Origin of the sequence: Clostridium sp. UBA7503, from assembly GCF_002477055.1 — a bacterium.
GTDB lineage: Bacteria > Bacillota > Clostridia > Clostridiales > Clostridiaceae > Clostridium_J > Clostridium_J sulfidigenes.
In genome coordinates this window covers 73,469-88,402 of record NZ_DLNT01000006.1, presented here as the reverse complement: position 1 = coordinate 88,402, position 14,934 = coordinate 73,469, and the positions used below count along the sequence as shown (strand labels likewise).

Here is a 14,934-nt window from a genome sequence, read left to right as displayed (position 1 = left end):
GTGGAGTTAAAAAAAATCACCTGTATAGTGTGTCCTAATGGTTGTAAACTTACTATAATTGAAAAAAATGAAGAACTATTAGTGGAAGGTAATAAGTGCAAAAGAGGAATAGAATTTGGAATTAATGAGATTAAAAATCCATTAAGAAGTATTGCTTCAACAGTAAATACTATATATAAGGAAATGCCAAGGCTACCGGTGAGAACTGATGGACTGATTCCAAGGGATAAAATATTCAATGTAATGAGAGAAATAAGTAAAGTAGTGATAACAAATCCTATTGATATAAATGAAGTAATAATTGAAGATGTATTAAATACTGGAGTTAATATCATTTCAACCTCAAGTTTAATTGAGACATTAAAGGAGGAGTATCCGAATGGAGGATAAATATGTTCTCTCCATAGATTGTGGGACGCAAAGTGTAAGAGCATTGATATTTAATGGATTAGGTACATTAGTAGCTAAAGAGAAGTTAGACTTTCAACCATACTTTTCAAATAGACCAGGATGGGCAGAACAAGATCCAGAGATTTGGTGGCAAGGTGTATGTCATGTATGTACAGCACTAAAAGAGAATAATTCCACTGTTTTCAATGAGATACTTGCAGTATCAGTAACAACACAAAGAGATACAGGAATAAATGTAGATAAAAATGGGGAAGCATTAAGACCTGCAATAATATGGTTAGATCAGAGGATGGCAGAGTGTAAAAAACCTATAAGTAAAAGATATGATTTTCTTTTTAGGTTAATTGGAATGAAAAAAGCCATAGAGGTTTCAAGGAAAAAATGTAAAGCAAATTGGATAATGGAAAATCAGCCGGAAATATGGAGAAACACTTATAAGTATTTATTACTATCAGGATATTTAAATTTTAAATTAACAGGAAATTTTCTAGATTCCATAGCATCTCAGATTGGACATATACCTTTTAATTTTAAAAAGAAAGATTGGCCAAAAGGAAATAAAGATTATAGATGGGAAATTTCAGGAATTGAAAGAGAAAAACTAGCTCAGCTTGTAGAAGTGGGAGAAAGAATTGGGGAAATAAGTCCCGAAGTTGCAAAGGTTACAGGGTTAAAGATTGGAATACCTGTTATTGCAGCAGGATCAGATAAAGGTTGTGAAACCTTAGGTACAGGTTGTAAGAATGAAAAATGGGTAAATTTAAGTTTTGGAACAACAGCTACAGTTCAGACCATGTCAAAAAAATATATAGAGCCTTTAATGTTTATGCCAGCTTATCCAGCTTGCATCCCAGGATATTATAATCCGGAATTTGAAATTTTCAGGGGTTATTGGATGATTAGTTGGTTTAAGAGGGAATTTGCTAGAAAGGAAGCTATGGAAGCTGAAGAAAGAGGTATTTCTTATGAAGAAATATTAAATGAAAGATTAAAGGATGTTCCACCGGGATGCCATGGGTTAATGCTTCAACCATATTGGGGGCCAGGTTTAAAATATCCTGAGGCAAAGGGAGCAATTATAGGTTTTGGAGATGTTCATACAAGAAGCCATATTTATCGAGCTATTATTGAAGGAATAAATTATGGATTATTAGATGGAATAGAAAAAATAGAAAGAAAGACTAAGGAAAAAGTGAAGTATGTAATGGTTTCAGGAGGTGGCTCTCAAAGTGATACTATTTGTCAAATAACTGCCAGTATGCTAAATAGAAAGGTTTATAAAACTACTACCCATGAGACGTCAGGATTAGGAGCAGCTATTATAGCTTTTGTAGCTTTAGGAATGTATGGAACTTACAATGAAGCTATTGAGAAAATGGTTCATTATAAAAAAATATTTATTCCAGAAAAAGAATATACAGAAATATATTCAAAACTTTTTAAGAAAGTTTACAAGAAAATATATAGAAGACTTAAATCACTATATTCAGATATTGGAAAGATAACAAATTATCCAGATATTTAATTGTATATGGGGGAATTATATATGAATAGAAATGAAGATATTTTCACACCAAGTTGGTATGAAGATTTACCACCAGAAGGATCCTATAGATCTATTTTAAAATGGGGAAATCCTAAGGAATTTAAACATCCCAATCCTAGGTTATACACTTTGATGAAGAAAACCTTTGAAATGACTGATGATGATTTTAAAACACCTCAAAAAATGGGTTTAGAAAAAGTTAATTTTGAAAAAGAGATTACTTTAGCAGAAGGGCAAATTGCTCACTTTAAAGACATAGTAGGAGAAAATAATGTAAGAATGGACCCTTATTCAAGGCTTCAAATAGCTTATGGAAAAACTATGATAGATTCAATGAGACTTAGAGAAGGTATAGTTGAAAATATTCCTGATATAGTAATACATCCAAGAAGCAAAAACGATATAAAAGAAATAGTTGAGTACTGTAATGAAGAGAAAATACCAGTGTATGTTTACGGAGGAGGTTCATCTGTAACTAGAGGCGTTGAGTGTGTAAAAGGTGGAGTATCCTTAGATATGAGAGTTCATATGAATAAGGTAGTTAACTTTAATGAAATAAATCAAACAATAACTGTAGAAGCTGGTATGTCAGGTCCGAAACTAGAAGAAACATTAAATAAAGCAAAGGAACTCTTTGGTGCAAAGAGGGCATATACCTGTGGGCATTTCCCTCAATCCTTTGAATATTCGGCAGTTGGAGGTTGGGTTGTAACTAGAGGAGCAGGTCAGAATTCAACTTACTTTGGAAAGATTGAGGATATGGTTATATGCCAAGAGTATATAACACCAGCTGGTGTTATAAAAACTGATGAATATCCTGCATTAGCTACAGGACCATCCATTGATGAAATCATGATGGGAAGTGAAGGTGCCTATGGAATATTAGCTTCTGTAACTCTTAAAATTTTTAGATACATGCCAGAAAATCAAAGAAGATTTAGTTATATATTCAAAAACTGGGTAGATGCTAGGAATGCAGCAAGAGAAATTATGCAAGGACAATTTGGATTTCCATCAGTATTTAGATTATCAGACCCAGAAGAAACTGATGTTATGATGAAACTCTATGGCGTAGAAGGAACAATTATTGATAAAATAATGACTGTAAGAGGATACAAGCCAAATGAGAGATGTATGTTTTTGGGATTTACAGATGGAGAAACATGTTTTACAAAGGTAGTAAGGAAAAAGGTTCATAAGATATGTAAAGAGTATGGAGCCATGTCGACTACAGGATATGTAACTAAGGCATGGGAACACGGAAGGTTTAGAGATCCATATTTAAGAGAAGATTTACAGGATTATGGTATTATGACTGATACCCTTGAATGTTCAGTTAATTGGGAGAATATGGATTATGTTCATAAGGGAGTAAGAGCTTACTGCAAAAGTAGACCAAATACAATTTGTATGACACATATGTCTCATGTTTATCCACAAGGTGCAAATCTGTACTTTATTTTTATAGCTAAAATGAATAAAATAGATGAGTATTTAGAATATCAATATGGAATACTTGATAATATTCAGAAGTATGGAGCTGCGATGAGTCATCACCATGGAATAGGAAAGATGACAGCCCCTTGGCTTGAAGGTCAAATAGGTAAAAATCAAATGGAGGTATTCAAGGTATTAAAAAATCATTTTGATCCAAATAATATTATGAATCCAGGTGGAACATTAGGTCTTGATTTATCTGATGGTAAGAAAAGAATGGTAAAGTAAAATTTAGCTTTAGTGTACCCATAATTATACTAAAATTTTGAAAAAAGGTAGATAAGCATTCTCTATTAGTTTTATATTTTTAAAGAAGATATTTAAATTGTAACACAAGTTTTTTCAATCCATAATATAATAACAACACAGTATGTTATTATATGGAGGAATAATAGTGAAAGAATTTTTAAGTGTTGAAGGAGTAGTTAAAAGTATAGAAGTGATGAAAACGTCAGTAAATGACACATCGGCATGTACAATGATAATGTCAGTAAGAGGAAGAAGAAATGATGATTTTAACTTAGTAGTTAGCCGAGATACTTACTTTGTAGACCATGTTAATATAAGACCTGGCGATTATATAATTGGATTTTATGATTCATTGGCACCTGTTCCATTAATATTTCCACCTCAGTATAGAGCTATTGTTATAGCTAGAAAATCAAAAAAAGAAAATGTCAAGGTATCTCATTTCAATAGAAGGTTAGTCAGTAGAGATGATTCACTTAGACTTAATATTAGTAATAGAACACAAATACTACTTGAAAATGGACAGAGCTTTTTAGGAAATATAGAAAATAGAAATCTTGTTGTTGTATATGGAATGAGTACCAAAAGTATACCTGCAATTACAACACCATCACAAATCATAGTTTTATGTGATAATTAGAAATAAGAATTATAAATAAGTTTTGCCTAGTATGGAGTATAATATCATACTAGGCAATTTTACTATATTAAATAAGAAAATATAAATTTTATAAGTTAAAAAATAATTGCTAAATATAGTTAATAATTTTCTTAGACTTTACTTGAAAGCTTCTTCAACTATTTTTATAATATTTGGAACAACATCATCCACAATTATCTTTCCTCTTGCAGCTGAAGATGATTTAGCCGATGCAAGTATTCCGATTTCAGGTACGATATCTTTTTCTATAGGATATCTAAAATAGGTTGCTGGGCTAGTATTTTCTGTATCTAATATTTTATCTTCTCTAACAAGCTATGGTGCAAAATACATCATTAATGAAGTTTCAGTAACGGCAGCGTGTTCCAAAGCCCATCCTGGAAATGGGACTTCATCAAAAACTTTATCAATTACATCAGGTGACATTGGGTCCACCAGTTGGTAAGAAGAAGTTTTACCTTGTCTCCGTATTTTGCTGAACATAGATCCATGGCTTCCACAATAAATGCTTCAATTTCAAAGTGAGCACTTAAAATAAATATTTTTGTAAATCCATCACGAGCAAATTCATCAACAATATCCATTACTAAAGCTTGTAATGTAGCGCCATTTAAGTCAATAGTTCCTGGAAATAATGGACCACCACCACTTAATTGTTTCGATTTGTATCCATAAGAAATAGTTGGAGCAACTACTCCATTAATTTTTTCAGCTACGTGATAAGCAAATTCTCTTGCTAGTACAGAGTCTACACAAGTAGGTAAGTGTGGGCCATGTTGTTCTGTAGCACCTATTGGTAATATAATTACATCATCTTTTTTCTTTGAAAATTATTGCCATGTCATATTTTCCATTTTAACATTTTCGTACATAATTAATGTCTCCTATTCTTAAGTTTAATAAAGTATTTTGTTAAGTACTTATATATAATAAAATTGATGTGCACAAATATTATTTTAACGTAAGTATGCTTTTGCATAGTATCCATATTATAAACAAAAATATGAATAGATCTAATAAAAATATTAGGATAAATATTATTTCATCCGATGACCACCAGCTCTAATACTCCCATCTTCTTCAAAGTTGGAGTAAAGAGCAGTTTACGTCCATGGATAACGATTTCTACGCTTCAGTGGGAGTGAAAACTCCTTCTGAAGCAAAGAACTCTGTTATATAGGGTTAGCATGGTAGTGATTTTTAAATTGCTTATGATATAATAATTATACTATTAAAGGAAAATAGATTAATTTATCCTAAGAAAATAACAAGATTTAATTAAGGCGAAGATTAGTGAAAGTTACAGTGATAGATATTATAGTGATTAAACAAGTTTGTGTAAATTATTAATAAGTGTATGAATAAAGTGTATGAATAAAATATAGAAATTAGGGGGAAAAGATATGGAACAGGTTTTTATTGCATTTACATTAACGCTATTTGCAGGACTATGCACGGGAATTGGAAGTGCTCTTGCATTTTTTGCTAAAAAAACTAATACAAAGTTTTTATCAATTAGTTTAGGATTTTCTGCAGGAGTTATGATATATGTTTCTATGATAGAAATTTTCGTTGAAGCTAGGAATTTATTATCCATTGAGCTTGGATTTAAATTGGGTTCATGGGTTACAGTAGGATCATTTTTTGGTGGTATGCTAATCATAGCTCTTATTGATAAACTTATACCAAGTGGTGAAAATCCTCACGAAATTTATAAAGTTGAAGAATTAAATAGAAAAGAAAATGATAATTTAAAAGATACATCAAAAGATAATAAGAAATTGCTTAGAATGGGATTACTTACAGCCCTTGCTGTGGGTATTCATAACTTTCCAGAAGGATTGGCTACTTTTATTTCTGCCTTACAAGAACCATCAATAGCAATACCTATTACAATAGCAATTGCCATTCATAATATTCCTGAGGGTATCGCAGTATCAGTTCCAGTATATTATGCTACAGGTAGTAGAAAGAAAGCCTTTCTATATTCTTTTCTATCTGGACTGTCAGAGCCTCTAGGTGCTATTATTGGTTATTTAGTACTAATGCCATTTATTAATAATATTACCCTTGGAATTATTTTTGCTGTAGTTGCTGGTATTATGATATTCATTTCTCTTGATGAATTACTTCCATCGGCAAGAGAATATGGAGAACATCATTTATCTATCTACGGGCTAGTAGCTGGAATGGCTGTAATGGCAATTAGTTTATTACTTTTCATTTAAGTAAAAGGATGGTGTTGTAAGTTGCTTGAAAAAAATAGAATTGGATATGCATGTACACCTGCGTCTATTCCATATAAAACTTCAAGAAGCTTTTTATTAAAAAATTTTAGTGATAATGTTTTTAATCAGTGTGTTAGAAGTAACATTGATGATTTGATGAATATATTAAAGTGGAATGTAGAAAATGAAATATATTTATTTAGGATAAGTTCAGATATAATTCCCTTTGGTAGTCACCCCATTAATAACCTAAAGTGGTGGGAGACATATAATAAAGAACTTACAGAGTGTGGAGAGTTTATAAAAAGTAATAATATTAGGGTTTCTATGCATCCTGGTCAATATACAGTTCTAAATTCTCCTAATGATGAAGTAGTTGAAAAAAGTATTATGGACTTAGAGTATCATTGCAGATTTTTAGATAGTTTAGGTGTGGACTATTCTAACAAAATTATACTTCACGTTGGAGGAGTATATGGAGATAAAATTTCTGCTATGGAACGATTTAAGCATAATTTTAGTAGACTATCAAGCTCTTTGAAAAAAAGATTGGTAATTGAAAATGATGATAAGAGTTATACCATAGAAGATGTATTAAATATTTGTAATGATATTAAAATACCAGCAGTGTTTGATAATCTTCATCAACAACTCAATCCTTGTTCTTTAGAGTGGAAGGATATTTTATACTCTGTTAAAAATACATGGAAGATTGAAGATGGTCCAGTAAAATTCCATTATTCTGATAGAGATATAAGTAAAAAAGGAGGAGCTCATTCTAAGTTTGTTGTTACTAGTAATTTTTTAGATTATATGAAAAGTATTTCAGAAGTTAATTCAGATGTTATGCTTGAAGTTAAGGATAAGGAAATATCAACAATCAAGTGTATTTGTGCTATTAATGAGGACTTACCAATTTATGTAAGGACAGAGCAATGGGCGAAGTATAAGTATTCTTTAATGGAAAAGGATTATTCTTATTATAAAAAATGTAGTAGCTTAGTAAATTCTCCTATACCAATGAGAGAAGTGTATATGTATATAGATCAGTGTTTAGAAAAGCCTTTTAGTAGAGGAAATTTTATTAACACATCACAACATGTTTATGGATATATAAAAGATAAAGCAACATTAAAAGAAAAGAATAGGTTTAATGAACTTTTAAAGAATCCAGATGAAAATAATATTAAGGTAAAAACTTTGTTAAAGAAACTAAGTGAAAAATATGGAGTGGATTATATTAATAACTCTTATTATTTTATATATTAGATTTAGTTCTAGGTATACATTTTATCCATGGTGATATAAAACAAATGCTAAAATAATAAATTTGTTGTTTTAAGTATATATTTCTTAAGGGGTGGGAGTGTAAGAATGGACAATTATGAGGAGTTCATTACAAAGGCATGGAATGAATTTGTGAAATACGGTATAGATAATAAAAAAGTTAAAAAACATATAAGAGATTCATGGATAAGATGTAAAGAGTATTATGTAGACTATATGGATGGAAGAGGTGTTGAGGAATATAAAGCTCCTGTAGGAATTAAAGTTGAAGAGAATATAGAATTAGTTTCAGTAGCACATTCTATAATGGAGAATTTGTATAACACCATATCGGGTTCAGGCTTTGCTTTATTCCTTGCAGATAAAGATGGATATATACTAGATGTTATTGGTGATGATAGTATTTTAGAAAAAGCCAGGGATTTAAGATTTACAAAAGGAGCCTTATGGTCAGAGAAAGCAGTAGGAACTAATGCTATAGGAACTTGCTTATATCTAAATAAACCAATACAAACTATTGGGGCTGAGCATTATGGTATACAACAACATTCTTGGACGTGTTCATCAGCACCTATACATGATAGTGATGGGAAAATAATAGGGTGTATAAATATGTCTGGCATATGCAAGGATGCACATCTGCATACTTTGGGAATAGTTATTGCAGCAGCTGAATCTATAAAGAAACAGTTAGAACTTATATTATCCTATAATTTATTGAATATAACTTTTGATTCCATTGTAGAGGGAATGATAGTAATAGATGAAAAGCTTAATATTAAGAGGGTGAATCATAGGGCAGAAAATATTTTAGCCATGAATCGAGATGAAATATTTGAAATAGATATAAAAAAAGCTCTAGGTAATTTAAATTTTGATTACATTATAGAAAATTATGAGGAAGCGTATAATAACATAGAATGTGACTTTAATATTAAGAATAAAAGAATAAAATGTATATTAAATGTTGTGCCTATGAATGTTAATAATAGGTCTATGGGAGTAGTTATAACTTTTAGAGAAAGTAAATCTATACATAGGTTTGTAAATAAAGTGGTAGGATATAAGGCTAACTATAAGTTTAAAGACATTGTAACTAGTAACGATCAAATGATAAATATGATAAATTTTGCAAAAAGGGCGTCGAGAAGTGATTGCAATATATTAATAGAAGGACCTAGCGGCACGGGAAAAGAACTGGTAGCTCAAGCTATACATAATTATAGTGAAAGAAGTAATGGCCCTTTTGTAGCTGTAAACTGTGCTTCAATTCCTAGAGATCTAATGGAAAGTGAATTTTTTGGTTATGATAAGGGCGCTTTTACTGGAGCTGCTAAAGAGGGACATCCAGGGAAATTTGAATTAGCAGATAGTGGAACAATTTTCTTAGATGAATTAGGAGAACTTCCTTTAGGTATGCAATCGAAATTATTAAGAGTTTTAGATAACAATACCATAGTTAGAGTAGGCGGAAATTACGAAAAGAAATTAGATGTAAGAATAATAGGAGCAACTAATAAAGAGTTAAAAGAAGAGATAAGTAAAAAAACTTTTAGAGAAGATTTGTATTACAGGTTAAATGTAATGAATATAAAAACCATACCTTTGAAGGAAAGAAAGGAAGATATAGAGACACTAGCAAGACACTTTGTTAATAGTCTTAATTTTAAAAATAAAGCTAAATATAAACTAATAACAACAGATTATATAAATGAACTAAAAAAACATGATTGGCCTGGAAATGTAAGAGAACTTAGAAATGCTATAGAAAGGGATTATTATTCTAGTGAAAAGGATATAATTTGTGTACAATCTTTGGAAAAGTCACAAATGATAGAAGCTAATTTTAATAATGAGAAAGCAAGTGAGGTAGATGAAATAGTACCTATAGATATTTTAGAAAGAGAAAGTATAATAAAAGCTATTAACTATTGCCGAGGTAACATATTAAAGTCTGCGGAAATGCTAGGAATAAGTAGAGCTACTATTTATAGAAAGATAAAAAAATATAACATAAAAAACCTATAAATTACTTTGTTTTTTTATTGTCAATGATTAGAATCATATATGTATCAAAATGAGAATTTAAAATAATAAATCTCAAGATGAGACACTGAGTTGTGTATCATTTTGAGATTTTTTAATTTACTATATAAATTAAATTTTTAAATAAAGTTTAAAGTAAATTAAATTAGAAATGTAGAATGGGACTCAATGTAGTCATTTTCATAGCTGCAGGCAAAATAGGGTGAATAATGTTTTAAAAAGTATTTTAAATAATGATTTTGGCATAAGACTTGCATAATAAATATGTGAGAATATTAACAATGTGCTAGATTATTATTTTTTAGGAGGTATTTTTATTATGAAAGCAGCATTATGGTATGCTAAGAAAGATATTAGGGTTGAAGAGGTAGATGAACCAAAGGTTACTAAAGGAAATATAAAAATTAAAGTTAAATGGTGTGGAATATGTGGTTCAGATTTGCATGAATATTTAGGAGGACCTATTTTCATACCTGTTGGACAACCTCATCCTTTAAGTGGGAATATAGCACCAGTAGTTCTAGGGCACGAATTTTCAGGGGAAGTTGTAGAAGTAGGAGAAGGAGTAACAAAATTTGAAATAGGTGATAGAGTTATTGTAGAACCTATAGTAGCTTGTGGAGAATGTCCAGCATGTAGAGAAGGTAAATACAATCTGTGCTCTTCCTTAGGATTTCACGGACTTTGTGGTAGTGGTGGAGGACTTGCAGAATATACTGTATTTCCAGAAGAATATGTGCATAAAATGCCAGAGGAGATGACTTATGAGCAGGGAGCTTTAGTAGAACCAATGGCGGTAGCACTTCATTCTATTAGAATTGCTAATTTTAAAACAGGAGATACTGCAATAGTACTTGGTTCAGGACCAATAGGTCTTGCAACTATTGAATGCTTAAAAGCAGCAGGAGCAAAACTAGTAGTAGTGTTGCAAAGAAAATCAATAAGACAGGAATATGCAAAGAGGGCAGGAGCAGATGTTGTTCTTGATCCAAATGAAGTTGATATAGCTATGGAGGTTAAAAAACTTACTGGTGGAACAGGTGTAGATGTGGCCTTTGAAACTACAGGAGCAAAGATAGGCTTTGATATAGGCATAGATAGTCTAAAATATGAAGGAACTATGGTAATAACAAGTATTTGGGAAGATGAAATAAACTTTAACCCTAATGTCTTAGTATTTTCTGAAAAGAAAATAGTAGGAACTTTAGCCTATAGACATGAGTTTCCAGCAACAATTGCGCAAATGAGCGATGGAAGAATTAAGGCAGAAGGATATATAACTAAGAAAATAGCACTTGAAGATATAGTTGAAGAAGGATTTGGAGCTTTGACAGGTCCTGAAAAGAAAAAACATGTGAAAATTCTTGTAACTCCAGATAAAGCTCTTTTAAATAAATAAGAAATCAGAGAAAATGTAGAGGTACAAAATGAGTATGGAATAAAATGGTGAAAGCCTAAGGAAACAAATTATTCTTAGGCTTTTAAATTTTTTATTTTAATAAAATTACTTATTGATGTTTGTTAATATCCAAGTTCATTCTATTAAATAGAATATTGTTTTCAAGATGAATATGCTGGAATAAATCACTCTCTAGTTCTTCAATAATTTTAAAGGTTATAACATAGGTATTACAACCGTCATTAGGAACTTTGAAATCATTGGTAATTTTTCTAAGTTCCTTTAAAATATCTCCAGCACTTTCATGCTCATCTTCGGTTTCATTAATTACTTTATTAATTTTTTGAAGCTGATTAACACTTGGATTTTTATCATATTCTTTAATTAATGGGAAAAGAATTTGTTCTTCTTTAAGCAAGTGTTGTTCTAACTCAGTTTTAAGCATTGAAAAGAGCTTATGGACTCTGAATAGTACATTATGGTTTATACCATGAACTCTCATTATTTTTGTTGTTAAATCTCCTAATTCAGGAAGTACTTTCTTAGTATAGGCATGATGAGTATTTTCAATATGGTCAATTAATTCATTTGATGTCAATGCCCTAAAATCTATGAATACTTCTTCTGTTTTATTATTTTCTTCAAAAATCTCATTTATTTTATTTAATATTAGATTTTCATCAAGATGTAATTCATAGAGTACCTCTTCAAGGGGTCTATTACCTCCACAGCAAAAATCGATTTTATATTGTTTGAAAATTTCACTAGCCTTAGGCAGAATTGAAACAATTTCTCCTACGGTTTGAGAACTATTAAATTTATCCATATATATTCCTCCAATACAGTGTTATTTAAAGATTTCTTGTTTATAACTATATAATATATTAGTTATATAAAATATTCTGTGACTGGAGTCATAGTTTTAAAATAAACTATCTAATTATTTTTTACTTTTTAATTCATTAAAGCATCTATATCTCGTATTAAAATCTGTTTATTTCCTATCATATCAATGACACCTTGATCTTGTAGTACGCTTAATTTCCTACTAACCGTTTCTCTAGCAGTACCTATATAATTAGCTATTCCTTCACGGCTTAATGGGAGCTCTACAATAACACCATTAGGATGTTTTTTACCATACCTTTCTGTAAAATCAAGAAGTAGTGAGTTTATACGCAACTCTATGTTTTTAGTACCCATATTTTGCACTGAGCTCTCTATTTTCTCCATTCGACTACATAATTCTTCTATGATTTTAATCCCTATTTTAGGATAATTAATTAAAAGGTTTTGAAAGTCATTTTTATTTATCAAGCAAATATAAGTAGTTTCTAATGCTTCAACATTATAGGTAGATTGTTGATTATTTAAGAGATTTTTCTCACCAAAGAAGTCACCGTGATCAAATATATATAGAATCTGCTCTTTGCCTTCAATAGTATAACTAAATACTTTTACTTTACCTTTATCTATAATTATTAAATTTTCTAAATAACTTTCTTCCATTATAATTAGCTCACCCTTTTCATATTTCCTTTTTACAACTAAGGTAGCTATTTTACTTAGTTCTTCAGAATTTAAACCAGAGAAAATTGGAACTTTTTCTACGCATAATTTATGAAGGCAGTTTTCGCAGTTACACTTTTTATGTTCAGTCATGAATAATCACATCCTTATTTATGAGATGATAAGTCATTTTTAATAATATTATACTAAATTTCTTTAAAATCAATATACCATTAAAATATTCAAAAGTGAATATTGGGTTTTAAATTTAGATTTTAGCAAATTAGGAACAGCTTAAATTTTAAAGTCTTGGTATAATAAAGATACCCTAGGGAAAAGGTTGTGATAAAAGTGAACTACAGTAAGGATATTGATAGGTGTATTGAATTTATAGAAAATAATATTAAGGAAGCTATTACTGTGAGTGAAGTTGCTGATTATGTGGGGTATTCTGTAAACCACTTTTGTAGAGTTTTTACTTTATGTAAAGGTATATCTATAATGGAGTACCTTAGAAAACGTAAGCTATCATTAGCAGCAATAGAACTATTTAAAGGAAGAAAAATTATTGATATTGCCCTTGAATATGGATTTGAAACACCTAGTGGATTTTCAAAGTCCTTTCGGAAAGCTTTTGGATATAGTCCAACACAATATATAGCTAGAATGGATGGGTACTTTAATAAGGGAATAACATTTAAAATTGGAGGTTATATTATGAAGCCTGATATTGTTAAAAAGCCAGCTTTTAAGGTAGCTGGATATGGAATAAATACTAATATTGGAGGAACAAGTTATACAAAGGATATTGCATCCTTTTGGAGCAATTATGATGGAGAAAATTTAGAAACAAAGATGTATGAAATCTTAAATCCTCCTAATCATGGGGAAGTTGGTCTGTGTGTTCCAACTGATAAAGGGGGAAATGTATGCTATCTTTTAGGGGTCATTGTTGAAGATTTCTCTAAAGTTACAGAGGATATGATTACAGTGGAAGTACCAGAGGCGGAGTATGCAGTATTTACAACTCCTCCAGTGGATGTTACTGTAGACCCTAACCAAGATAAGTTTTCAGAAGTGATTAAAGAAACTTGGAAATATATATTTGAAGAATGGTTTAAAGATAGTGGATATATTTATGACGAAGATAAATTAGATTTTGAATTTTATGATGAGCGTTGTCATTATCTAACAGATACGATTATGGAGATTTATGTTCCAGTAAAAAGACTACTTGAAAATTAATTAAATATTAAAGTACATGCTAAACTTTTGGTGAAAATCAGAAAAGAATTTTGAATTAGGGCCTATGAAAAATAATAAATATAATACTTGATAAATTAGAGAGCATTGCTATATAAAGAGCATGCTCTCTAATTTTTATGTGCTTGTTAATAATACCTAATGTATTTTTAGTCCAAGTAATGGAATGTATTTATAGTAAATTGTAAACTTTAATTATTAAATAGGTTGACAATTGATGAATTCTTAATTATAATCTCACTATAAAGTAAACATTTTAAGGAGAGAATTATGAAAACTACCAAGAATACGAGAAATTTGATTTTAGTAGCTATGTTTGCAGCATTAACCGCTATTGGTGCATTTATTAAAATACCAATACCTTATGTGCCTTTTACTCTTCAATACTTATTTTGTGCCTTAGCAGGAATTATCTTAGGCTCTAAACTTGGTGCACTATCCCAAATAATTTATGTTATGGTTGGGCTTGCAGGTGTACCAGTATTTACTGAAGGGGGAGGGCTTAGCTATGTATTTAAACCTACATTTGGATATCTTATAGGATTTATAGTGGCAGCTTATGTAATAGGAAAGATAAGAGAAAAGATTAAGGATTTAAGTTTTATTAAAGCTATGGGGATGCTTTTAGCTGGACTATTTTTTATTTATTTATTTGGAGTTATATATTTTTATGTTAGCTATAACTTATATATACAACAACCGATGTCACTATATTTTGCATTTTTTAATGGTTTTATACTATGCATATCTGGAGATTTGATTTTAACAGCATTTGCAGCTTATGTAGCAATAAAAATAGTACCTATATTCAAATGGTTTGGATACATTTAATAAAAGT

Annotated in this window: 13 protein-coding genes; 10 read left to right on the top strand and 3 right to left on the bottom strand. The window is 30.3% G+C overall.

Annotated elements, in window-relative coordinates; translation table 11 throughout:
- The 4 genes from B3630_RS00995 (at position 1) to B3630_RS00980 (ending at position 4,343) form a co-directional block, all read left to right on the top strand.
- Positions 1-390: a DUF1667 domain-containing protein gene (locus B3630_RS00995; RefSeq protein ID WP_346894703.1), complete on the top strand. Its 390-nt coding sequence runs from the start codon at positions 1-3 to the stop codon at positions 388-390.
- A complete protein-coding gene (locus tag B3630_RS00990; RefSeq protein WP_346894701.1) occupies positions 380-1,936 on the top strand; it encodes an FGGY-family carbohydrate kinase in 1,557 nt (518 codons plus the stop codon). Before B3630_RS00995 ends, B3630_RS00990 begins: the two co-directional genes overlap by 11 nt.
- A gap of 21 nt (positions 1,937-1,957) precedes the next feature.
- Positions 1,958-3,682 carry an FAD-binding oxidoreductase gene (locus B3630_RS00985; RefSeq protein WP_346894699.1) on the top strand — a complete coding sequence of 575 codons (1,725 nt, stop codon included), beginning with the start codon at positions 1,958-1,960 and terminating at the stop codon, positions 3,680-3,682.
- Between the two features lie 166 nt (positions 3,683-3,848).
- On the top strand, positions 3,849-4,343 hold the full coding sequence (locus tag B3630_RS00980; protein WP_346894697.1) for a hypothetical protein: 495 nt from the start codon (positions 3,849-3,851) through the stop codon (positions 4,341-4,343).
- Between the two features lie 431 nt (positions 4,344-4,774).
- On the opposite strand, the gene B3630_RS00975 is transcribed toward B3630_RS00980, so the two are convergent.
- Positions 4,775-5,158, bottom strand: a complete 384-nt coding sequence (locus B3630_RS00975; RefSeq protein ID WP_346894811.1) for a creatininase family protein — start codon at positions 5,156-5,158, stop codon at positions 4,775-4,777.
- 609 nt (positions 5,159-5,767) lie between these two features.
- Between B3630_RS00975 and zupT the strand changes: the two genes are divergently transcribed.
- The 4 genes from zupT to B3630_RS00955 all read left to right on the top strand — a co-directional run bounded on the left by zupT (position 5,768) and on the right by B3630_RS00955 (position 11,324).
- The gene (gene zupT / locus B3630_RS00970; protein ID WP_346894695.1) at positions 5,768-6,592 is read left to right on the top strand and encodes a zinc transporter ZupT; all 825 of its coding nucleotides are present in this window, start codon (positions 5,768-5,770) and stop codon (positions 6,590-6,592) included.
- A 21-nt stretch (positions 6,593-6,613) separates the two neighbouring features.
- Entirely contained in the window at positions 6,614-7,861 is a 1,248-nt protein-coding gene (gene uvsE / locus B3630_RS00965; protein WP_346894693.1) for a UV DNA damage repair endonuclease UvsE, read from the top strand.
- Between the two features lie 105 nt (positions 7,862-7,966).
- On the top strand, positions 7,967-9,907 hold the full coding sequence (locus tag B3630_RS00960) for a sigma-54-dependent Fis family transcriptional regulator (protein WP_346894691.1): 1,941 nt from the start codon (positions 7,967-7,969) through the stop codon (positions 9,905-9,907).
- Between the two features lie 337 nt (positions 9,908-10,244).
- Positions 10,245-11,324: a 2,3-butanediol dehydrogenase gene (locus B3630_RS00955; protein WP_346894689.1), complete on the top strand. Its 1,080-nt coding sequence runs from the start codon at positions 10,245-10,247 to the stop codon at positions 11,322-11,324.
- A 109-nt stretch (positions 11,325-11,433) separates the two neighbouring features.
- On the opposite strand, the gene ric is transcribed toward B3630_RS00955, so the two are convergent.
- Together ric and B3630_RS00945 are read right to left on the bottom strand one after the other, a co-directional pair.
- Positions 11,434-12,150, bottom strand: a complete 717-nt coding sequence (ric, locus tag B3630_RS00950; protein WP_346894687.1) for an iron-sulfur cluster repair di-iron protein — start codon at positions 12,148-12,150, stop codon at positions 11,434-11,436.
- Between the two features lie 128 nt (positions 12,151-12,278).
- Positions 12,279-12,986 carry a Crp/Fnr family transcriptional regulator gene (locus B3630_RS00945; RefSeq protein ID WP_346894685.1) on the bottom strand — a complete coding sequence of 236 codons (708 nt, stop codon included), beginning with the start codon at positions 12,984-12,986 and terminating at the stop codon, positions 12,279-12,281.
- A gap of 198 nt (positions 12,987-13,184) precedes the next feature.
- Here B3630_RS00945 and B3630_RS00940 point away from each other — a divergent pair, with 198 nt between their 5' ends.
- A complete protein-coding gene (locus tag B3630_RS00940; protein ID WP_346894809.1) occupies positions 13,185-14,078 on the top strand; it encodes an AraC family transcriptional regulator in 894 nt (297 codons plus the stop codon).
- A gap of 288 nt (positions 14,079-14,366) precedes the next feature.
- Positions 14,367-14,927 (top strand): biotin transporter BioY, encoded by a 561-nt coding sequence (locus tag B3630_RS00935; RefSeq protein WP_346894683.1) that lies wholly within the window; start codon positions 14,367-14,369, stop codon positions 14,925-14,927.
- The last annotated feature ends 7 nt before the right edge of the window (positions 14,928-14,934 follow it).